This is a genomic window from Pseudomonas inefficax (assembly GCF_032164165.1).
Classification (GTDB): Bacteria; Pseudomonadota; Gammaproteobacteria; order Pseudomonadales; family Pseudomonadaceae; genus Aquipseudomonas; species Aquipseudomonas inefficax.
On sequence record NZ_CP134401.1, the window covers coordinates 762028 to 784037 of the forward strand.

Below are 22010 nucleotides of genomic sequence, written 5' to 3' on the forward strand. Positions count from 1 at the left end.
AGTCCGCCCAACAACAATAAAACCATTGCGAGGCCATCCCCGTGATCCAGTTTCTCGTCAACCAGGAGCTGCGTAGTGAGCATGCCCTGGACCCGAACATGACGGTGCTGCAGTACCTGCGTGAGCACCTGGGCAAACCTGGCACCAAGGAGGGCTGCGCCAGTGGTGACTGCGGCGCCTGCACCGTGGTGGTCGGCGAACTGACCCAGGACGACCAGGGCAACGACAGCCTGCGCTACCGCAGCCTCAACTCGTGCCTGACCTTCGTATCGTCGCTGCACGGCAAGCAACTGATCAGCGTCGAGGGTCTCAAGCACCAGGGCCAACTGCACAGCGTGCAACAGGCCATGGCCGATTGCCATGGCTCGCAGTGCGGCTTCTGCACACCCGGCTTCGTCATGTCGCTGTTCGCCCTGCAGAAGAACAGCAGCGGCCCCGACCTGCACCAGGCCCAGGAAGCCCTGGCCGGCAACCTGTGCCGCTGCACCGGCTACCGGCCGATCCTCGACGCCGCCGAGCAGAGCTGCCGCCAGCCCTGCCGCGACCAGTTCGATGCCCAGCAGGCACAGACCATCAGCCGCCTCAAGGCCATTGCGCCAACCCAGACCGGAGAACTGAACAGCGGCGACAAGCGCTGCCTGGTACCGCTGACCGTGGCCGATCTGGCCGACCTGTACAGCTCGCACCCCGAAGCGCGGTTGCTGGCCGGCGGTACCGACCTGGCCCTGGAAGTCACCCAGTTCCACAAGACCTTGCCGGTGATGATCTACGTCGGCCATGTGGCTGAACTCAAGCGCATCGAGAAGACCGCCAGCCACCTGGAAATCGGCGCCGCCACCCCGCTCACCGACTGCTATGGCGCGCTGAACGAGGAATACCCGGATTTCGGCGCCCTGCTGCACCGCTTCGCCTCGCTGCAGATCCGCAACCAGGGCACCCTGGGCGGCAATATCGGTAACGCTTCGCCAATCGGCGACTCGCCACCCCTGCTGATTGCCCTGGACGCGCAGATCGTCCTGCGCCAGGGCGAGCGTCAGCGGGTGATGCCGCTGGAAGACTATTTCATCGACTACCGCATCACTGCCCGCCAGGACAGCGAGTTCATCGAGAAGATCATCGTGCCGCGCGCCACCAGCGACTGGGCGTTCCGCGCCTATAAAGTGTCCAAACGCCTGGACGATGACATTTCTGCGGTGTGCGGTGCCTTCAACCTGAGCATCGAAAACGGCGTGGTCAGCGGTGTGCGCATCGCCTTCGGCGGCATGGCGGCGATCCCCAAACGGGCCCGTGCCTGTGAAGCAGCGCTGCGCGGCAAGCCTTGGAACCAGGCCGCCATCGAGCGCGCCTGCCAGGCCCTGGCCGAAGACTTCACCCCGCTCAGCGACTTCCGCGCCAGCAAGGAGTACCGCCTGCTGACCGCGCAGAACCTGCTGCGCAAGTACTTCATCGAACAGCAAACGCCGTACATCGAAACCCGGGTGACCGCTTATGTCTAACCATCACGTAGCCAAGAGCCAGGCCGAGATGGCCGAACTGTTCAGCCAGGACCTGACCACCGGGGTCGGCCGCAGCGTCAAGCACGACAGCGCCGACAAGCATGTGTCCGGCGACGCGGTGTACATCGACGACCGCCTGGAATTCCCCAACCAGTTGCACGTCTATGCGCGCACCGCCGACCGCGCCCACGCGCGCATCCTGCGCATCGACACCACGCCGTGCTATGCCTTCGAGGGCGTGCGCATCGCCATCACCCACGAAGACATCCCTGGCCTCAAGGACATCGGCCCTGTGGTGGCCGGCGACCCGCTGCTGGCCATCGACAAGGTCGAGTTCTTCGGCCAGCCGGTGCTCGCCGTGGCCGCCCGTGACCTCGACACCGCACGCCGTGCGGCCATGGCCGCCATCGTCGAATATGAAGACCTGGAGCCGGTGCTGGATGTGGTCGAGGCATTGCGCAAGAAACACTTCGTGCTCGACAGCCACACCCACCAGCGTGGCGATTCCGCTGCTGCCCTGGCCAGTGCCCCGCACCGCATCCAGGGCACGCTGCACATCGGTGGCCAGGAACACTTCTACCTGGAAACGCAGATTTCCTCGGTGATGCCGACCGAAGATGGCGGCATGATTGTCTACTGCTCCACGCAAAACCCCACCGAAGTGCAGAAACTGGTCGCCGAAGTACTCGATGTGCCAATGAACAAGGTGGTGCTGGACATGCGCCGCATGGGCGGCGGCTTTGGCGGCAAGGAAACCCAGGCCGCCAGCCCGGCGTGCCTGTGTGCCGTGGTGGCGCGCCTGACCGGCCAGCCGGCCAAGATGCGCCTGCCACGGGTCGAGGACATGACCATGACCGGCAAGCGCCACCCGTTCTACGTCGAATACGATGTGGGCTTCGACGACGACGGGCGCCTGCACGGCATCAACTTCGACCTGGCGGGCAACTGCGGCTATTCGCCGGACTTGTCCGGCTCGATCGTCGACCGCGCCATGTTCCACTCCGACAACGCCTACTACCTGGGCGATGCCACGGTGCACGGCCACCGCTGCAAGACCAACACCGCCTCCAACACCGCCTACCGTGGTTTCGGCGGCCCGCAGGGGATGGTCGCCATCGAGCAGGTGATGGACCACATCGCCCGCCACCTGGGCCGTGACCCGCTGGCGGTGCGCAAGGCCAACTACTACGGCAAGACCGAGCGCAACGTCACCCACTACTACCAGACCGTCGAGCACAACATGCTCGAAGAGATGACCGCCGAACTGGAAGCCAGCAGTGACTACGCCGAGCGCCGCGAGTCGATCCGCCGCTTCAACGCCAATAGCCCGATCCTGAAGAAAGGCCTGGCGCTGACCCCGGTCAAGTTCGGTATTTCGTTCACCGCCACCTTCCTCAACCAGGCCGGTGCGCTGATCCATATCTACACCGACGGCAGCATCCACCTGAACCATGGCGGCACCGAGATGGGCCAGGGCCTGAATACCAAGGTGGCGCAGGTGGTGGCGCAAATCTTCCAGGTCGATTTCAGCCGCATCCAGATTACCGCCACCAATACCGACAAGGTGCCCAACACCTCGCCGACCGCGGCCTCCAGTGGTGCCGACCTGAACGGCAAGGCGGCGCAGAACGCTGCCGAAATCCTCAAGAAGCGCCTGACCGAGTTCGCCGCGCGGCACTACCAGGTGACCGAGGAAGACGTCGAGTTCCGCAACGGCCATGTGCGCGTGCGCGACCAGATCGTCAGCTTCGAGCAGCTGGTGCAGCAGGCCTATTTCGCCCAGGTGTCGCTGTCCAGCACCGGCTTCTACCGCACGCCGAAGATCTACTACGACCGCAGCCAGGCACGTGGCCGGCCGTTCTACTACTTCGCCTTCGGCGCAGCCTGCGTGGAGGTGGTGGTCGACACCCTGACCGGCGAATACAAGATGCTGCGTGCCGACATCCTGCACGATGTGGGTGATTCGCTGAACCCGGCCATCGACATCGGCCAGGTGGAAGGCGGCTTCATTCAGGGCATGGGCTGGCTGACCACCGAAGAGCTGGTGTGGAACGCCAAGGGCAAGCTGATGACCAACGGCCCGGCCAGCTACAAGATCCCGGCAGTGGCCGACATGCCGCTGGATTTGCGGGTGAAGCTGGTGGAGAACCGCAAGAACCCGGAAGACACCGTGTTCCATTCCAAAGCCGTGGGCGAGCCGCCGTTCATGCTCGGCATCGCTGCCTGGTGCGCGATCAAGGACGCCGTGGCCAGCATCGCCGACTACCGCGTGCAGCCACAGGTGGATGCGCCGGCGACGCCGGAGCGAGTGTTGTGGGGTTGCGAGCAGATGCGCAAGGCGGTGGCTGCAGCGCAACCTGCCGAACAGGAACTGGAAACCGTGCCTCACTGACAATGCAGGGCCCTGTGGGAGCGGGTTTACCTGCGAATGCGATAGTGGTTTCACCGCCGCATTCGCGGGTGAACCCGCTCCCACAGGGATCGCGACGCAGCTATAGAGAGGTTGCATCATGCACCAATGGATCAACGCCCTCGCCGACCACCAGTCCCGTGGCGAAGCCTGCGTGCTGGTGACCATCATCGAGGAGCGCGGCTCGACCCCGCGCAATGCCGGCTCGAAAATGGTCGTCAGCGCCAGCGGCCTGTTCGACACCATCGGCGGCGGCCACCTGGAATACAAGGCGCTGCACATCGCCCGGCAAATGCTCGAAGAGCACCGCACCACTCCGCACCTGGAGCGCTTCAGCCTCGGCGCCAGCCTTGGCCAGTGCTGCGGCGGCGTCAATGTACTGCTGTTCGAACCCATGGCCGCGGTGCAGGCGCAGATCGCGGTGTTCGGCGCGGGTCATGTCGGCCGGGCTCTGGTACCCTTGCTCGCCGCCCTGCCCTGCCGGGTGCGCTGGATCGATTCGCGCGAGCAGGAATTCCCTGCCCTGATCCCCGACGGGGTGACCAAGGTGGTCAGCGAGGAGCCGGTCGACGAAGTGGCAGAACTGCCGCCAGGCTGCTACTGCATCGTCATGACCCACAACCACCAGCTCGACCTGGAACTGACCGCCGCCATTCTCAAGCGCAACGACTTCACCTGGTTCGGCCTGATCGGCTCGAAGACCAAACGGGTCAAGTTCGAGCATCGCCTGCGCGAGCGCGGTTACGACGATGCCGTGATGGCGCGCATGCGCTGCCCGATGGGCCTGGCCGAGGTCAAGGGCAAGCTGCCCATCGAGATCGCCGTGTCCATCGCCGGTGAAATCATCGCCACCTACAACGCCTGCTTCGGCCAGCACGACGCTGCCGCCAATGCCGGCCCCATTGCCCAGTTGCTGCCGCCTTCCCGGCGCAGCCAAGCCATTTGACGAGTGTGTTATGACCGTTACCCGCAAAGCCTACCGTGCCGCCATCCTGCACAGCATCGCCGACCCGGCCGAGGTGGGCCTGGAGGCTTCCCATGAATACTTCGAGGACGGCCTGCTGGTAGTCGACGACGGCCGCATCCGCGCCGTAGGCCACGCCACCGAACTGTTGCCGACCCTGGACGCCGACATCCCGGTCGAGCACTACCAGGACGCGCTGATCACCCCGGGGTTCATCGACACCCACATCCACTTCCCGCAGACCGGCATGATCGGCTCCTACGGCGAACAGCTGCTGGACTGGCTGAACACCTACACCTTCCCCTGCGAAAAGCAGTTCGCCGACAAGGGCCACGCCGACCAGGTGGCGAAGATCTTCCTCAAGGAACTGCTGCGCAACGGCACCACCACCGCCCTGGTGTTCGGCAGCGTGCACCCGGAATCGGTCAATGCCCTGTTCGAGGAAGCCGAGCGCCTGGACCTGCGCCTGATCGCCGGCAAGGTGATGATGGACCGCAACGCCCCGGACTACCTGACCGACACCGCCGAGTCCGGCTATGCCGAAAGCAAGGCACTGATCGAGCGTTGGCACGGCAAGGGCCGCCTGCACTATGCAGTCACCCCGCGTTTCGCCCCGACCAGTACGCCTGAACAGCTGGCGCTGGCGGGCCAACTGCTCAAGGAACACCCGGGGGTGTACATGCACACGCACCTGTCGGAAAACCTCAAGGAAATCGATTGGGTCAAGTCGCTGTTCCCCGAGCAGAAGGGTTACCTCGACGTGTACGACCACTTCGAGCTGCTGGGCGAGCGCTCGGTATTCGCCCATGGCGTGCACCTGTGCGATGACGAATGCCAGCGCCTGGCCGAAACCGGCTCGGCCGTGGCCTTCTGCCCCACCTCCAACCTGTTCCTCGGCAGCGGCCTGTTCAACCTGCCCCAGGCCGAGCGCTTCAAGGTCAATGTGGGCCTGGGCACCGACGTTGGCGCCGGCACCAGCTTCTCGCTGCTCAATACCCTGAACGAAGCGTACAAGGTGATGCAGTTGCAGGGCGCGCGTCTGCACCCGTACAAGTCACTGTACCTGGCCACCCTGGGCGGCGCGCGCGCACTGCGCCTGGACGACCGCATCGGTAGCCTGCGCCCGGGCAACGACGCCGACTTCGTGGTACTGGACTACAAGGCCACGCCACTGCTGGACTACCGCATCCAGCAGTCCAACAGCATCGAGGAAACCCTGTTCGTGCTCACCACCCTCGGCGACGACCGCACCGTGCGCGAAACCTACGCCGCCGGGCGTTGCGTGCACCAGCGCTAAGGCTCGTTCGCCAAGCCCCGGTACAATGCGCCGCCGATCGCCGCACCGATCAGCGGCGCCACCCAGAACAGCCAAAGCTGTTGCAGGGCCCAGCCACCGACGAACAAGGCCGGCCCCGTGCTACGCGCGGGGTTGACCGAGGTATTGGTCACCGGGATCGAGATCAGGTGGATCAGGGTCAGGGCCAGGCCGATGGCGATCGGCGCAAAACCCGCCGGCGCCCGGGCGTCGGTGGCGCCCATGATCACCACCAGGAACATCGCCGTCATCACCACTTCACTGACAAAGCCTGCCCCGAGCGTGTAGCCGCCGGGCGAGTGGTCGGCGTAGCCATTCGAAGCCAATCCCGCAGACAGCTCGAAACCTGCCTTGCCGCTGGCGATGAGGTAGATCACACCTGCCGCCAGGATGGCGCCGATCACCTGGGCGATCACGTAGGGCAACAGCTCTTTGGCCGGGAAGCGCCCGCCCACCACCAGCCCGAATGACACGGCGGGGTTAAGGTGACAACCGGAGATATGGCCGATGGCGAAGGCCATGGTCAGCACGGTGAGGCCGAAGGCGAAGGCGACGCCGAGTACACCGATGCCGATGGGGGAGCTTGCGGCGAGTACCGCACTGCCACAGCCGCCAAGCACCAGCCAGAAGGTGCCGACCAGCTCGGCCCCCATGCGTTTACCGAGGGACATGCTCATGAGTCCATTCCTCAAGAAGTTGAACGCAACGAATGCGCAAGCCCAACTGCTTGATGAAGGTTTGCTCACAAGAATTTAGCAGACCTTTGATTAATGGCCAGAAATGGCCGTGCTTCTTGTGGGAGCGGGTTTACCCGCGAAGAAGGCAACACGGTGTATGGCACCGGCTGCGCCGGTGTTCGCGGGTGAACCCGCTCCCACAACGGCGCATTCCATTCACTTAAGCAAACGATCAACCCTTGACCGATACCTTGGGCTTTTTCAGCAAATGCGAGAACACGGCATGCAGATCGTCCGAGGCACTCTCCTCGTCCAGGTTCAGCTTGCTGTCGATGTGATCCATGTGGTGCATCATCAGGCTCACCGCCTGCTCGGCATCGCGCGCCTCGATGGCGTCGATCAGCTGCATGTGTTCGTCATAGGAGCAATGCGAACGGTTGCCGCTCTCGTACTGGGCAATGATCAGCGAGGTCTGCGATACCAGGCTGCGCTGGAAGCTGACCAGTGGCGCATTACCCGCAGCCTCGGCCAGCTTGAGGTGGAATTCGCCGGAAAGACGAATGCCGGCGCCGCGGTCACCACGGGAGAAGCTGTCGCGCTCCTCACGCACCATCTGCCGCAGCTCGTTGAGCTGCTCGAGGGAAGCGTGCTGCACGGCCAGTTCGGTGATGGCACGTTCGACCATGCGCCGGGAGAAGAACACCTGGCGGGCCTCTTCCACCGTCGGGCTGGCCACCACCGCACCGCGGTTCGGCCGCAACAGCACCACGCTTTCGTGGGCCAGGCGCGACAAGGCGCGGCGGATGATGGTGCGGCTGACGCCGAAGATCTCGCCCAGCGCTTCCTCGCTCAACTTGGTGCCCGGTGCCAGACGCTGCTCGAGGATCGCCTCGAAAATATGCGCGTAGACGATGTCGTCCTGGGTACCACTGCGGCCAGCCTTGCCGGTACGCGCAGGTTTCTTCAGAGGTTGCAGCTGTTCGTTCATGGGCTCTCGAGGCACGAAGGAAAGTATGGCGCCATTGTACACAGGCTGAGCCGTTTCTGCAGGTGGCCTTTTACCTATATAGCCGTTGTACGACACCTTGCGCACACAAAAGATAAAACATTATTTGCATTCTTTGTACACAAAAGGATAATCCACCGAGCAACTTCTTGACCCGCAAGTCAACAAACCGGTCAGACGTCTGCCTTCCCTCGCGGAGCCGCCAAGTGCATTGCGCAGGCCACTGGCTCCATAACAACAAGAAAGACTTGAGGAGTACTTGCTGTGGAAAGCCGCAAATCCGAAGCCCCTACGCTGGATCTTGCCCCACCGCTCGAAACGAGCTGGCTGGAGCGGATTTTCAAACTCAAGCAACACGGCAGCACCGTCAGGACCGAAATGATCGCCGGGGTGACCACCTTCATCACCATGGCCTACATCATCTTCGTCAACCCCAACATCATGGCCGACGCTGGCATCGACCACGGTGCCGCCTTCGTCGCCACCTGCATCGCCGCCGCGCTTGGCTGCCTGCTGATGGGCCTGTACGCCAACTGGCCGGTGGGCCTGGCGCCGGGCATGGGGCTCAACGCGTTCTTCACCTACACCGTGGTCGGCACCATGGGCTACAACTGGGAAACGGCACTGGGCGCAGTATTCGTCTCGGGTGTGCTGTTCATGTTCCTGACCTTGTCGAAAGTGCGCGAATGGTTGCTCAACAGCATCCCGGTCAGCCTGCGCCATGCCATGGGGGCCGGCGTCGGATTGTTTCTCGGGCTGATCGGCCTGAAAACGGCAGGCATCATCGTCGACAGCCCGGCCACGCTGATCAAGCTGGGCTCGCTGCATGAGCCGGGGCCGCTGCTGGCGGCGGTATGCTTCCTGCTGATCGCCATCCTCAGCTACAAGCGGGTGTTCGGTGCGATCCTGATCAGCATCATCGGTGTCACCCTGGCCGGCTGGGGCCTGGGCCTGGTGAAGTTCGGCGGGGTGATGTCGATGCCGCCAAGCCTGGCACCGACCTGGATGGCCATGGACGTGGCCGGCGTGTTCAACGTCAGCATGATCAGCGTGGTGCTGGCGTTTTTGTTCGTGCACATGTTCGACACCGCCGGCACCCTGATGGGCGTGGCGCAGCGGGCCAACCTGGTGGCGCCGGACGGGCGCATCGAGAACCTGTCGAAGGCGCTGAAGGCCGACAGTGCTTCAAGTGTGTTTGGCGCCGTGGTCGGCGTGCCGCCGGTGACCAGCTATGTGGAAAGTGCTGCCGGTGTAGCCGCAGGTGGCCGTACCGGCCTGACTGCAGTGGTGGTCGGCCTGCTGTTCATCGCGGCGATGTTCTTTGCGCCGCTGGCCGGGATGATTCCGGCCTATGCCACCGCCGGTGCGCTGATCTACGTGGCAATGCTGATGATGGGCAGCATGGCGCATATCCACTGGGACGAGGCCACCGACAGCATTCCGGCGATCGTCACGGTGATCATGATGCCGCTGACTTTCTCGGTGGCCGACGGTATTGCCCTGGGCTTCATCAGCTACGTGGCGTTGAAGGCAGGTACCGGCAAATACAAGGAAATCTCCGCCAGCCTGTGGGTGCTGTGCGCGATCTTCATTGCCAAGTTCGTGTTCCTCTGACCCCCGCTGCACCAACCAAGGGCGCCTCGGCGCCCTTTCTTTGTTTCTACAGCCTGTCCGGCCTCTTCGCGGCCTGTGGGAGCGGGTTTACCCGCGAAGAGGCCGGTGCAGGCAATACAAAAAACAGCAGACGAAAAAAAACCCGCCAGTGTGAGAGCGGGCCAAAGGACCTACGAAGATTCTTCTAGCGACCAACTAGCTTCCACGATAGGTCGAATAGCTGTACGGCGAGATCAGCAGCGGCACGTGGTAGTGCTCCTGCTGCTCGTCGATGCCAAAGCGCAGCACGACAACATCCAGGAACGCCTGGGCTGGCAGCTGTACACCGCGAGCGCGGTAGTAGTCGCCAGCGCTGAACTGCAGCTGGTAGACGCCGGTACGGTAATCGTCACCCTGCAGCAGTGGCGCGTCGACGCGGCCATCGCTGTTGGTCAGGGCGGTGTTCACCAGCTCCAGCTGCTGGCCTTCGACACGGTACAGCTCGACCTTGATCGAGCTGCCCGGGCAGCCATGCGCGGCATCCAGTACGTGTGTGGTCAAACGTCCCATTGCTTGTCGCCTCTTGTTCAATCTGTGGGCAAAAAATACACGGCCATCATCACGCCAAAGGGCCTGCGATGCGCGGGAATGACGCCATTAAGACATTCCATCGCAAAATTGTACACAATTTTTTGAACCCATCTGTCGCACCCACCGTTTCTTGCTCACAAACGACCCATCGGTCGCAAATACAGGCACCGCAAAGACACCAACGTCATTAGCTGACCAATCAGGCAGGTTTCTTGCACTGTTTTTCCAGGTCGCTGCGAGGCGACAAAAGGGAAGAAATGCGGAAAAACAGGCTTACAAAAGATTTCAGAAGTTGTATACAATCAGCCCATCCGGTGGTGCGACATACCGACGCGGCCCGCCCACCCCCCGCACTAACGCACAAGAAGGAAGACTGCAGTGAGCGCTGACTACCCTCGCGACCTGATCGGTTACGGCAACAACCCTCCTCACCCGCAATGGCCGGGCAACGCTCGCATCGCGCTATCTTTCGTCCTCAACTACGAGGAAGGTGGCGAACGCAACATCCTGCACGGTGACAAGGAGTCCGAAGCGTTCCTCTCGGAAATGGTCGCCGCCCAGCCATTGCAGGGCGCGCGCAACATGAGCATGGAATCGCTGTACGAGTACGGCAGCCGTGCCGGCGTTTGGCGCCTGCTGAAGCTGTTCAAGGACAGCGGCGTGCCGCTGACCATCTTCGCCGTGGCCATGGCCGCCCAGCGCCACCCCGACGTGATCCGCGCCATGGCCGAGGCCGGCCATGAAATCTGCAGCCACGGCTACCGCTGGATCGACTACCAGTACATGGACGAGGCCCAGGAGCGCGAGCACATGCTCGAAGCCATCCGCATCCTCACCGAAATCACCGGTGAGCGCCCGCTGGGCTGGTACACCGGCCGCACCGGCCCGAACACCCGCCGCCTGGTGATGGAGGAAGGTGGCTTCCTGTACGACAGCGACACCTATGACGACGACCTGCCCTACTGGGAGCCGAACAACCCTACCGGCAAGCCGCACCTGGTGATCCCCTACACCCTCGACACCAACGACATGCGCTTCACCCAGGTACAGGGCTTCAACTGCGGCGAGCAGTTCTTCCAGTACCTCAAGGACGCCTTCGATGTGCTGTACGCCGAAGGCAGCGACGCCCCAAAGATGCTGTCCATCGGCCTGCACTGCCGCCTGGTTGGCCGCCCGGCACGCCTGGCAGCACTGAAGCGCTTCGTCGATTACGCAAAAAGCCATGACCAGGTCTGGTTCGCCCGTCGCGTGGACATCGCCCGCCACTGGCACGCCACCCACCCGTACAAGAAAGAGAACGCCTGATGACCGCCTTCAACACCCTCAAGCCATCCGCCCTGGACCGCGACGCCTTCGTCAAGGCCTTCGCCGACATCTACGAGCACTCGCCGTGGGTAGCCGAAAAAGCCTACGACCTGGGCCAACTGGGCGAGCTGGACGAGATCGAGGCGCTGCACCAGCGCATGAGCGATATCCTGCTCAGCGCCAACCACGCCGACCAATTGGCGCTGATCAACGCTCACCCGGACCTGGCCGGCAAGGCCGCCATCCAGGGCGAGCTGACCGAATCGAGCACCAACGAGCAGGCCGGCGCCGGTATTCACCAGTGCACCGCCGAAGAGTTCGCCCGTTTCACCGAGCTGAATGACGCCTACAAGGCCAAGTTCCAGTTCCCGTTCATCATGGCGGTAAAAGGCAGCAACCGGCACCAGATCCTCGCCTCGTTCGAAAAACGCATCCACAACGATGCCGATGCCGAATTCAAGGAAGCCCTGGCGCAGATCAACCTGATCGCCCTGTTCCGCCTGCTGCAGCTGTAACCGCCGTAGCAACGCTTGAGCCTTATCCAGAATAACGAACATAGAAGAGATATCCGCATGCGCACCCTGATGATCGAGCCCCTGACCAAAGAAGCCTTCGCCCCCTTCGGAGATGTGATCGAAACCGATGGCAGCGACCACTTCATGATCAACAACGGCTCGACCATGCGCTTCCACAAGCTCGCCACGGTCGAAACCGCCGAGCCTGAAGACAAGGCGATCATCAGCATCTTCCGCGCCGACGCGCTGGACATGCCGCTGACCGTGCGCATGCTGGAACGCCATCCGCTGGGCAGCCAGGCTTTCATCCCGCTGCTCGGCAACCCCTTTCTGATCGTGGTCGCGCCAGTTGGCGATGCACCTGTATCAGGTTTGGTCCGAGCCTTCCGCAGTAATGGCAGGCAGGGCGTTAATTACCATCGCGGCGTCTGGCACCACCCGGTGCTGACGATCGAAAAGCGGGATGACTTCCTGGTGGTTGATCGCAGTGGTTCCGGCAACAACTGCGACGAGCATTACTTCACCGAGGAACAGATGCTGGTCCTCAATCCCCACCAATAAGAAAAGGTCGGTCATTCAAGGGCATTGCCCGATCGGGTGACCGGCAAGAGGTACATACTGTGGAAGCACACCTTCACGAATGGCTGAACCTGAGCATTCGCTGGGTTCACATGATCACCGGCGTCGCCTGGATCGGTGCATCGTTCTACTTCGTCTGGCTGGAGAACCACCTGAACCGAAGCAACCCGCGCGATGGGTTGTCGGGTGATCTCTGGGCAATTCACGGCGGTGGTATCTACCACCTGGAAAAATACAAGCTCGCCCCCCCGAAAATGCCCGAGAACCTGCACTGGTTCAAATGGGAAGCCTACTTCACCTGGATGTCCGGTATCGCCCTGCTGTGCGTGGTGTTCTACTGGAACCCGGCCCTGTATCTGCTGGCCCCTGGCAGCACCCTCAGTGGTGCCGAAGGCGTGGCCATCGGTATCGGCTCGCTGATCGCCGGCTGGTTCATCTACGACTTCCTGTGCGACTCGCCCCTGGGCAAGAAGCCAGCGCTGCTCGGTGCAGTACTGTTCGTGCTGATCATCGCCGCATGCTGGGGCTTCAGCCTGGTGTTCAGCGGCCGTGGTGCGTACCTGCACACCGGCGCGATCATCGGCACCATCATGGTCGGCAACGTGTTCCGCATCATCATGCCGGCCCAGCGCCAGCTGGTGGCGGCGATCGAGAACAACCAGACCCCCGACCCGGTACTGCCGGCCAAGGGCCTGCTGCGCTCGCGCCACAACAACTATTTCACCCTGCCGGTGCTGTTCATCATGATCAGCAACCACTTCCCGAGCACCTACGGTAGTCAGTACAACTGGCTGATCCTGGCCGGTATCGCGGTAGCTGCGGTCCTGATCCGTCACTACTTCAACACCCGCCACGACAGCAACAAGTACGCCTGGACCCTGCCGGTCGGCGCCCTGGCGATGATCTGCCTGGCCTACGTCACCGGTCCGAAACCGATGGCGGTCAGCCCTGAGCAGGCTGCGGCGAAAGTCGAGTACCAGCCACTGCCCGCGACCGCTGTAGGTGGCAAGACCGCAGCCGAGCAACGCGCCGAAGACGCCGCCAAGGCTGCCGCAGCGCCTGCCGCGCCGGCCGAAGCCCCTGCCCAGGCCACGGCCCAGGCCGGCGGCGAGACCTTCGACAAGATCCACAATGTCATCCAGGAACGCTGCACCGTGTGCCACTCGTCCAAGCCGACCAGCCCACTGTTCAGCGCCGCCCCTGCCGGCGTGATGTTCGACACCCCGCAGCAGATCCAGGCCCAGGCCGCGCGCATCCAGGCGCAAGCGGTCGCCAGCCAGATCATGCCGCTGGGCAACATCACCCAGATGACCACCGAAGAGCGCAAGCTGGTCGGTGACTGGATCGCCAAAGGCGCCCCGGTCAACTGAAACACAAATGTCGGGATAACACCGCCCCCTGTGGGAGCGGGTTCACCCGCGAAGAGGCCGGTAATCCCGGCCTCTGTTTCAAGATATACGCAACAAGCAAGCATCGAGCGTTCAGCGTCAGGCGGGACTCCAGGCTCTCTTCATTGTGAGCCTGCCGCCTGAGGCCGGCGCTTGGATCCGAGAATAAAAACAAAACTCGAGGTGCTGCATGTCCGAGTCCCGCAAGGCGTACATCCCTGTTGCGCCGCCGCGTGAGCCCTTGCCCCTGTTCCAACTGATCCTGGTTGGCCTGCAACACGTTCTGCTGATGTACGGTGGCGCGATCGCCGTGCCGTTGATCATCGGCCAGGCCGCCGGGTTGTCCCGTGAAGAAGTCGCTTTCCTGATCAACGCCGACCTGCTGGTCGCTGGCGTCGCCACCATCATCCAGTCCTTCGGTATCGGCCCGGTGGGCATCCGCATGCCGGTGATGATGGGTGCCAGTTTCGCTGCCGTCGGCAGCATGGTGGCCATGGCCGGCATGCCAGGCGTGGGCCTGCAAGGGATCTTCGGCGCCACCATCGCCGCCGGTTTCTTCGGCATGCTGATCGCGCCGTTCATGTCCAAGGTCGTACGCTTCTTCCCGCCACTGGTCACCGGTACGGTGATCACCTCGATTGGCCTGTCGCTGTTCCCGGTGGCAGTCAACTGGGCTGGTGGCGGCCAGGAAGCTGAAGCCTTCGGCTCACCGATCTACCTGATGGTGGCTGGCCTGGTGCTGGCGGTAATCCTGCTGATCAACCGTTTCATGCGTGGCTTCTGGGTCAACGTGTCGGTGCTGGTGGGCATGGGCCTGGGCTACGTCCTGGCCGGTTCCATCGGCATGGTCGACCTGTCGGGCCTGAACGACGCACCCTGGCTGCAAGTGGTAACCCCACTGCACTTCGGCATGCCGACCTTCAGCCTGGCGCCGATCCTGTCCATGTGCCTGGTGGTGGTGATCATCTTCGTCGAGTCCACCGGCATGTTCCTGGCCCTGGGCAAGGTGACCGATCGTGAAGTTACCCCAGGGATGTTGCGTCGCGGCCTGCTGTGCGATGCCGGCGCGTCGTTCATCGCCGGCTTCTTCAACACCTTCACCCACTCCTCGTTCGCCCAGAACATCGGCCTGGTGCAGATGACCGGGGTGCGCTGCCGCTATGTCACCATCGTGGCCGGTGCACTGCTGATCCTGCTCAGCCTGCTGCCCAAGGCGGCCTTCCTGATTGCCTCGATCCCGCCTGCGGTACTGGGCGGCGCGTCCATCGCCATGTTCGGCATGGTCACCGCCACCGGTATCAAGATTCTCCAGGAAGCGGACATCGGCGACCGTCGCAACCAGTTGCTGGTTGCGGTGAGCGTCGGCTTCGGGTTGATCCCCGTGGTGCGTCCGGAGTTCTTCGCCCAGATGCCCCAGTGGATGGAACCCATCACCCACAGTGGCATCGCCATGGCCACGGTCAGTGCCCTGGTGTTGAACGTGCTGTTCAACATCCTTGGCGGTGCCGACCGCGCGGTGCACAACGAAGCCTGTCACCAGCATTGAGCAAAGGGGGGCGGCGCACTGCCGCCCCACCTCGAATTCGCCGTAAACGCTACACCGTCGGCCCGCCGGAATGGGCCGTCCGGGGCGCCTGCGCGCCAAAAAAACCCAACAAAAACAATAAGTCCGGGAACCACAACATGAAACGCATCACCTCGTCCCTCTTGCTGGGCAGCAGCCTGCTGGCCACCCTTCCCGCCCACGCTGGCGAATGGCTGCAGTGGCATGGCGAAAGCCTGAGCTACCTGTACGGCAAGGATTTCAAGGTCAACCCAGGCATCCAGCAGACGGTTACCTTCGAGCACGCCAACAAATGGAAGTACGGCGACACCTTCATGTTCGTCGACAAGATCTTCTACAACGGCAAGCCCGACCCGGGCAAAGGCGTGACCACCTACTACGGTGAGTTCAGCCCGCGCCTGTCGTTCGGCAAGATCTTTGACCAGAAGCTGGCCTTCGGCCCGATCAAGGATGTGCTGCTGGCCATGACCTACGAGCGTGGCGAGGGCGACAACGAGGCCTACCTGATCGGCCCTGGCTTCGACCTGAACATTCCCGGCTTCAACTACTTCACCCTCAACTTCTACCTGCGCAACACCGAAGGCAGCCGCCCCGGTGACAACGTCTGGCAGATTACCCCGGCTTTCTCGTACACCATTCCGGTGGGCAAATCCGACATTCTGATCGACGGTTACATGGACTGGGTGGTCGACAACGACCAGACCCGCCGTGGCACCTACCACGCCAACCTGCAGTTCAACCCACAGGTCAAGTACGACCTGGGCAAAGCCCTGAACCTGGGCGCCAAGCAGCTGTACGTGGGCATCGAGTACAGCTACTGGAAGGACAAGTACGGCATCGACAGCCAGGGAAACATCGACAGCAACCAGAGCGTTACCAGCGCGCTGATCAAAGTGCACTTCTGAAAAACTGACCGAACGCACAAGTTTGTACCACACTGCTCCAGGACGGAGCACTTGAGGCAAGGCGCGCAAGCCAGTAATCTGCGCGCCCCCTCGATCAGGGCAGAAGGGATTCTGCCTGCGTTTACTGACCGCTCAGTCAATGAATACGGGCGGTTGGCCAACGTGTTGCCAGCCTGAAAGACCCTTTTCATCCGTTCAGAACGAAGTCGAGCAGGAAGGTTTTGCCAGCCCAGGAAAGTTGGCTCAACCCTTGCCAAACAGCTGTGGCCTATCGAAAAAAGCTGACTCAAAAGACAAAAAAGCGCCAACAACGAGCGCTGACAACAGATCAATCAAGGGAGCGACACTCGCAATGCGTACCATCAACAGCCTGATCCTCGCCGGCGGCCTGCTGGCCTGTGGCACCACCTTCGGCGGCGACCTGCTGCAATGGCAGAACAACAGCCTGACCTACCTGTGGGGCAAGAACTTCAAGGTCAACCCGTCGATCCAGCAAACCGTGACCTTCGAGCACGCTGATGGCTGGAAGTACGGCGATAACTTCATCTTTGTCGACAAGATCTTCTACCAGGGCCAGAAAGATGAGGGCAATGGCCCGAACACCTACTACGGCGAAATCAGCCCGCGCCTGTCGTTCGGCAAGATCTTCGACCAGAAGCTGGCCTTCGGCCCGGTCAAGGACGTGCTGCTGGCGATGACCTACGAGTTCGGCGAAGGTGATACCGAGTCGTACCTGATTGGCCCAGGCTTCGACCTGGACATCCCTGGTTTCGACTACTTCCAGCTGAACTTCTACAACCGCACCACCGACGGCAGCCGCGCTGGCGACAACGTGTGGCAGATCACCCCGGTGTGGTCGTACACCATTCCGGTCGGTTCGTCCGATGTGCTGATCGACGGTTTCATGGACTGGGTGGTGGACAACGACGAGAACCGCCGCGGCACCTACCAGGCCAACCTGCACTTCAATCCGCAGATCAAGTATGACCTGGGCAAGGCCTTGCACCTGGGCGAGAAGCAGCTGTATGTGGGTGTCGAGTACGACTATTGGAAGAACAAGTACGGCATCAAGGATTCCGATGCCTTCACCACCGACCAGAACACCATGAGCTTCCTGCTCAAGGTACATTTCTGATCTGAGTACAGGGGCCGCCTTGCGGCCCATTCGCGGGTAAACCCGCTCCCACAGGGTCCGCACCGGATTCATGGCAGACGCTATACATGTGGGAGCGGGTTCACCCGCGAACCGGGGCGAAGCCGCGTGGGGCCGCGCTGCGGCCCATCGCCGGCAAGCCAGCTCCCACAAAGTCCGCGCCGGATTCAAGGCCTGCGCTGTACCTGTGGGAGCGGGTTCACCCGCGAACCGGGGCGAAGCCCCGGCCAGGCCGCATCAATTGGCCGGCCGAACCGCCCGCCACAATTTCCCCGCAATGCCCACCACCGCCAGCACCACGGCACCGGCCACAACCCCGACACCGCCGTTCAGCAGCGCCACGGTCAACGCCCCGCCACGCCCTTCGCTGAACGCCTCGATGGCGTGATGCAGCGGCCCGATGCCATGCACCAGGATCCCGCCACCGACCAGGAACATGGCCGCCGTACCGATTACCGACAGGCTCTTCATCATGTACGGGGCAGCCCGCAGGATGCCGTTACCCACCGCCCTGGCCAGGCGTGATGCCTTACGAGTCATCCACAGCCCCAGGTCATCGAGCTTGACGATACCGCCCACCAGCCCGTACACGCCGATGGTCATGACCACCGCGATGCCCGACAGCACGACGATCTGCTGGGTCAACGGCGAATCGGCAACGATGCCCAGGGTGATGGCGATGATTTCCGCCGAAAGGATGAAGTCGGTACGTACCGCGCCCTTGATCTTGGCTTTTTCGAATGCCACCAGGTCGACATTGGCATCAGCCACCGCCTCCTTGAGCGCTTCGTGCTCGGCGTCCGTCTCGGCCTTGCTGTGCAGGAACTTGTGCGCCAGCTTCTCGAAACCCTCGAAGCACAGGTAGGCACCGCCCAGCATCAGCAACGGTGTCACCGCCCAAGGGATGAACGCACTGATCAGCAGCGCCGCCGGCACCAGGATGGCCTTGTTCACCATCGAGCCCTTGGCCACGGCCCACACCACCGGGATCTCGCGCTCGGCACGCACCCCGGTGACCTGCTGGGCATTCAGGGCCAGGTCATCGCCCAGCACGCCTGCGGTCTTTTTCGCCGCCACCTTGGTCATCACCGAGACGTCATCGAGCACAGTGGCGATATCGTCGATCAGTACCAGTAGACTGCTTCCTGCCATGTTTGCCTGTATCCAGAAGAGTGAGTGCCCAGGATTCTAGCCCAAAGCCGCCGCCTTGAGCGCCCGTCGAGCCCGGTGCTACCATGCCCGATCCCTCTTAGAGGTGGCCAGACACGAGGAAGATCCCTGACCATGAGCACCATTCGCGAGCGCAACAAGGAATTGATCCTGCGCGCGGCCAGCGAGGAATTCGCCGACAAGGGCTTCGCCGCCACCAAGACCAGCGATATCGCGGCCAAGGCCGGCCTGCCCAAGCCGAACGTGTATTACTACTTCAAATCCAAGGACAACCTCTACCGCGAGGTCCTGGAAAGCATCATCGCGCCGATCATGCAGGCGTCGACCCCGTTCAATGCCGAAGGTGACCCGAAGGAAGTGCTGAGTGCGTATATCCGCTCGAAGATCCGCATTTCCCGCGACCTGCCGCATGCGTCCAAGGTGTTCGCCAGCGAGATCATGCACGGCGCCCCGCACCTGTCGCCGAACCAGGTAGCGCAGTTGAACGAGCAGGCGCGGCATAACATCGAGTGCATCCAGCGCTGGATCGACCGCGGGCAGATCGCCCATGTGGATGCGCACCACCTGATGTTCAGCATCTGGGCAGCGACCCAGACCTATGCCGATTTCGATTGGCAGATCTCTGCGGTGACCGGCAAGGCCAAGCTGGCCGACAGCGATTATGACGCCGCAGCCGAGACCATCATCCGCATGGTGCTCAAGGGTTGTGAGCCTGAGGTGGCCTGACCCCCGGCGCTGGCTTCTTCGCGGGTGAACCCGCTCCCACAGGGACACCACGAGCTTCAAGCGTGTGATGGTCCTGTGGGAGCGGGTTCACCCGCGAATAGGCCGGAACAGGCAATAGAGAATTAGGCTACCAGATTAGGCTGCTACACCCGCATCCGCCTTCAACCCCACCTCCTCGATCGCACTGATCGCGCACTGTTCGTCGATATCCGACGTATCGCCGCTGATCCCTACCGCACCCAGCACCTTGCCGTCCTGATCACGCACCAGCACGCCACCCGGCGCCGGCACCACCGGCCGCTCGCCCAACCCGTTCAGCGCGGCAAAAAAAGCCGGCCGTTGCTGTGCGTCCAGTGCCAGCAGGCGCGAACCCTTGCCCAGGGCAATCGCGCCCCAGGCCTTGCCAGTAGCTACCTCCGGCCGAATCAGGCTGGCGCCATCCTCGCGCTGCAGCGCCAGCAAATGGCCGCCGGCATCCAGCACCGCCACGGTCAGTGGCGCGGCATTGATCTTGCGGCCAGCCGCCAGCGCGGCGTTCACCAGGCTGACCGCGACTTTCAGGTTCAAAGCGTTCATGGAAAGGTCCTCTTCTTGTTGTGAGAAGCCCTGAGGGCAGTTGAAAACCGATAGAACAAATAGAACACAACGGAAGATATTTTTGTATACAATATTTTGAAACGATCGTATGCGATGGCGCAAACCTCCGTTTTCACGGGCGCTCGAATGAAAGCGACATCCGCCGACGAAAACCCGTTGACCTAAGCGGCCAGCCATGAATACACTCTGGCACAAAGCAAGTTGTATACAATTACAAAATCGATGAGGCACAAACCATGAGCAAAATGAGAGCAATCGATGCAGCCGTTCTGGTCATGCGCCGTGAAGGTGTAGATACCGCGTTCGGCATCCCGGGGGCTGCCATCAACCCGTTGTACTCGGCCCTGAAGAAAGTCGGTGGCATCGATCACGTCCTCGCTCGTCACGTCGAAGGCGCCTCGCACATGGCCGAGGGTTACACCCGTGCCAACCCGGGCAACATCGGTGTGTGCATCGGCACCTCCGGCCCAGCCGGCACCGACATGGTCACCGGCCTCTACAGTGCCTCCGCCGACTCCATCCCGATCCTCTGCATCACCGGCCAGGCTCCACGTGCCCGCCTGCACAAGGAAGACTTCCAGGCTGTCGACATCACCAACATCGTCAAGCCGGTCACCAAGTGGGCCACCACCGTACTGGAGCCAGGCCAGGTGCCTTACGCCTTCCAGAAGGCCTTCTATGAAATGCGCACCGGTCGCCCAGGCCCGGTACTGATCGACCTGCCGTTCGACGTGCAGATGGCCGAAATCGAATTCGACATCGACGCCTACGAACCGCTGCCAGTGCACAAGCCGTCCGCCACCCGTGTACAAGCCGAAAAAGCCCTGGCCCTGCTCAATGACGCCGAGCGCCCGCTGCTGGTAGCCGGTGGCGGCATCATCAACGCCGACGCCAGCGACAAGCTGGTCGAGTTCGCCGAGCTGACCGGTGTACCGGTAATCCCGACCCTGATGGGCTGGGGCACCATCCCGGACGACCACGCGCAGATGGTCGGCATGGTCGGCCTGCAGACTTCGCACCGTTATGGCAACGCCACCCTGCTGAAATCCGACCTGGTGTTCGGTATCGGTAACCGCTGGGCCAACCGCCACACCGGTTCCGTCGACGTCTACACCGAAGGCCGCAAGTTCGTGCACGTGGACATCGAACCAACCCAGATCGGCCGCGTATTCACCCCAGACCTGGGTATCGTTTCCGACGCCGGCAAGGCACTGGACGTGTTCCTCGAAGTGGCCCGCGAGTGGAAAGCCGCTGGCAAGCTGAAGTGCCGCAAGGCCTGGCTGCAAGACTGCCAGGAGCGCAAGGCCACCCTGCAGCGCAAGACCCACTTCGACAACGTGCCGGTCAAGCCGCAGCGCGTCTACGAAGAGATGAACCAAGTATTCGGCAAGGACACCTGCTACGTCAGCACCATCGGCCTGTCGCAGATCGCCGGCGCGCAGTTCCTGCACGTGTACAAGCCACGCCACTGGATCAACTGCGGCCAGGCCGGCCCGCTGGGCTGGACCATCCCTGCCGCCCTCGGTGTGGTCAAGGCCGATCCGAAACGCAAGGTGGTCGCGCTGTCGGGTGACTACGACTTCCAGTTCATGATCGAAGAGCTGGCGGTGGGCGCACAGTTCAACCTGCCGTACGTGCACGTACTGGTGAACAACGCCTACCTGGGCCTGATCCGTCAGGCGCAACGTGGCTTCGACATGGATTACTGTGTACAACTGGCGTTCGAGAACATCAACTCGACCGACGCCGCCACCTACGGTGTCGACCATGTCGCCGTGGTCGAAGGCCTGGGCTGCAAGGCCATCCGTGTGTTCGAGCCGGCCGAAATCGCCCCTGCCCTGCTCAAGGCACAGAAGATGGCCGAAGAGTTCCGCGTGCCGGTGGTGGTCGAAGTGATTCTCGAACGTGTGACCAACATTTCCATGGGCACCGAGATCAACGCGGTCAACGAGTTCGAAGACCTGGCCCTGGTCGGCAACGACGCGCCAACCGCCATCTCGCTGCTGGACTGATCGCCTGACGCCCCCGTGCCGGCCCCTACCTGAGGGCGCCGGGG

General features: G+C 62.5%; 19 protein-coding genes. 14 read left to right on the forward strand and 5 right to left on the reverse strand.

Annotation, left to right across the window (positions count from 1 at the left end; genetic code table 11):
* Positions 1-41 precede the first annotated feature (41 nt).
* From xdhA to guaD, 4 genes are all read left to right on the forward strand, one after another.
* The gene (gene xdhA, locus RIN61_RS03395) at positions 42-1496 is read left to right on the forward strand and encodes a xanthine dehydrogenase small subunit (RefSeq protein ID WP_112253035.1); all 1455 of its coding nucleotides are present in this window, start codon (positions 42-44) and stop codon (positions 1494-1496) included.
* Positions 1489-3888: a xanthine dehydrogenase molybdopterin binding subunit gene (gene xdhB / locus RIN61_RS03400; protein ID WP_112253036.1), complete on the forward strand. Its 2400-nt coding sequence runs from the start codon at positions 1489-1491 to the stop codon at positions 3886-3888. The genes xdhA and xdhB overlap by 8 nt, the downstream gene beginning before the upstream one ends.
* A 118-nt stretch (positions 3889-4006) precedes the next feature.
* The gene (gene xdhC, locus RIN61_RS03405; RefSeq protein ID WP_207878127.1) at positions 4007-4852 is read left to right on the forward strand and encodes a xanthine dehydrogenase accessory protein XdhC; all 846 of its coding nucleotides are present in this window, start codon (positions 4007-4009) and stop codon (positions 4850-4852) included.
* 10 nt (positions 4853-4862) lie between these two features.
* Positions 4863-6167 (forward strand): guanine deaminase, encoded by a 1305-nt coding sequence (guaD, locus tag RIN61_RS03410; protein ID WP_313855791.1) that lies wholly within the window; start codon positions 4863-4865, stop codon positions 6165-6167.
* On the opposite strand, the gene aqpZ is transcribed toward guaD, so the two are convergent.
* Together aqpZ and RIN61_RS03420 are read right to left on the reverse strand one after the other, a co-directional pair.
* The gene (gene aqpZ / locus RIN61_RS03415; protein WP_112253039.1) at positions 6164-6862 is read right to left on the reverse strand and encodes an aquaporin Z; all 699 of its coding nucleotides are present in this window, start codon (positions 6860-6862) and stop codon (positions 6164-6166) included. The genes guaD and aqpZ overlap by 4 nt on opposite strands.
* Before the next feature lie 232 nt (positions 6863-7094).
* Positions 7095-7850, reverse strand: coding sequence for a GntR family transcriptional regulator (locus RIN61_RS03420; RefSeq protein WP_207878129.1), 756 nt, complete (start codon positions 7848-7850; stop codon positions 7095-7097).
* Between the two features lie 282 nt (positions 7851-8132).
* Here RIN61_RS03420 and RIN61_RS03425 point away from each other — a divergent pair, with 282 nt between their 5' ends.
* On the forward strand, positions 8133-9482 hold the full coding sequence (locus tag RIN61_RS03425) for an NCS2 family permease (protein ID WP_013973528.1): 1350 nt from the start codon (positions 8133-8135) through the stop codon (positions 9480-9482).
* A gap of 195 nt (positions 9483-9677) precedes the next feature.
* Here the strand turns inward: RIN61_RS03425 and uraH are convergent, their stop codons facing one another.
* On the reverse strand, positions 9678-10031 hold the full coding sequence (gene uraH / locus RIN61_RS03430; RefSeq protein WP_003259496.1) for a hydroxyisourate hydrolase: 354 nt from the start codon (positions 10029-10031) through the stop codon (positions 9678-9680).
* Positions 10032-10430: 399 nt separating this feature from the next.
* Here uraH and puuE point away from each other — a divergent pair, with 399 nt between their 5' ends.
* From puuE to RIN61_RS03465, 7 genes are all read left to right on the forward strand, one after another.
* Positions 10431-11357: an allantoinase PuuE gene (gene puuE / locus RIN61_RS03435; RefSeq protein ID WP_112253040.1), complete on the forward strand. Its 927-nt coding sequence runs from the start codon at positions 10431-10433 to the stop codon at positions 11355-11357.
* Positions 11357-11872, forward strand: a complete 516-nt coding sequence (uraD, locus tag RIN61_RS03440) for a 2-oxo-4-hydroxy-4-carboxy-5-ureidoimidazoline decarboxylase (protein WP_133974293.1) — start codon at positions 11357-11359, stop codon at positions 11870-11872. The genes puuE and uraD overlap by 1 nt, the downstream gene beginning before the upstream one ends.
* 57 nt (positions 11873-11929) lie before the next feature.
* The gene (locus RIN61_RS03445; protein ID WP_003259500.1) at positions 11930-12433 is read left to right on the forward strand and encodes an ureidoglycolate lyase; all 504 of its coding nucleotides are present in this window, start codon (positions 11930-11932) and stop codon (positions 12431-12433) included.
* A gap of 59 nt (positions 12434-12492) precedes the next feature.
* Positions 12493-13821: a urate hydroxylase PuuD gene (locus RIN61_RS03450; RefSeq protein ID WP_112253042.1), complete on the forward strand. Its 1329-nt coding sequence runs from the start codon at positions 12493-12495 to the stop codon at positions 13819-13821.
* 208 nt (positions 13822-14029) lie between these two features.
* Positions 14030-15385, forward strand: a complete 1356-nt coding sequence (locus RIN61_RS03455) for a nucleobase:cation symporter-2 family protein (RefSeq protein WP_112253043.1) — start codon at positions 14030-14032, stop codon at positions 15383-15385.
* A 137-nt stretch (positions 15386-15522) separates the two neighbouring features.
* Complete coding sequence (locus RIN61_RS03460) at positions 15523-16308, forward strand: outer membrane protein OmpK (protein ID WP_313855799.1); 786 nt, start codon at positions 15523-15525, stop codon at positions 16306-16308.
* Between the two features lie 352 nt (positions 16309-16660).
* Positions 16661-17443: an outer membrane protein OmpK gene (locus RIN61_RS03465; protein ID WP_025340033.1), complete on the forward strand. Its 783-nt coding sequence runs from the start codon at positions 16661-16663 to the stop codon at positions 17441-17443.
* Between the two features lie 255 nt (positions 17444-17698).
* Here the strand turns inward: RIN61_RS03465 and RIN61_RS03470 are convergent, their stop codons facing one another.
* A complete protein-coding gene (locus tag RIN61_RS03470; RefSeq protein ID WP_085664004.1) occupies positions 17699-18613 on the reverse strand; it encodes a DUF808 domain-containing protein in 915 nt (304 codons plus the stop codon).
* Between the two features lie 132 nt (positions 18614-18745).
* Here RIN61_RS03470 and RIN61_RS03475 point away from each other — a divergent pair, with 132 nt between their 5' ends.
* Positions 18746-19357 carry a TetR/AcrR family transcriptional regulator gene (locus RIN61_RS03475; protein ID WP_112253045.1) on the forward strand — a complete coding sequence of 204 codons (612 nt, stop codon included), beginning with the start codon at positions 18746-18748 and terminating at the stop codon, positions 19355-19357.
* 135 nt (positions 19358-19492) lie between these two features.
* On the opposite strand, the gene RIN61_RS03480 is transcribed toward RIN61_RS03475, so the two are convergent.
* Complete coding sequence (locus tag RIN61_RS03480) at positions 19493-19933, reverse strand: GlcG/HbpS family heme-binding protein (RefSeq protein WP_013973539.1); 441 nt, start codon at positions 19931-19933, stop codon at positions 19493-19495.
* Positions 19934-20190: 257 nt separating this feature from the next.
* On the opposite strand from RIN61_RS03480, the gene gcl reads away from it, so the two are divergent.
* Complete coding sequence (gcl, locus tag RIN61_RS03485; protein ID WP_085601235.1) at positions 20191-21966, forward strand: glyoxylate carboligase; 1776 nt, start codon at positions 20191-20193, stop codon at positions 21964-21966.
* Positions 21967-22010: the final 44 nt, after the last annotated feature.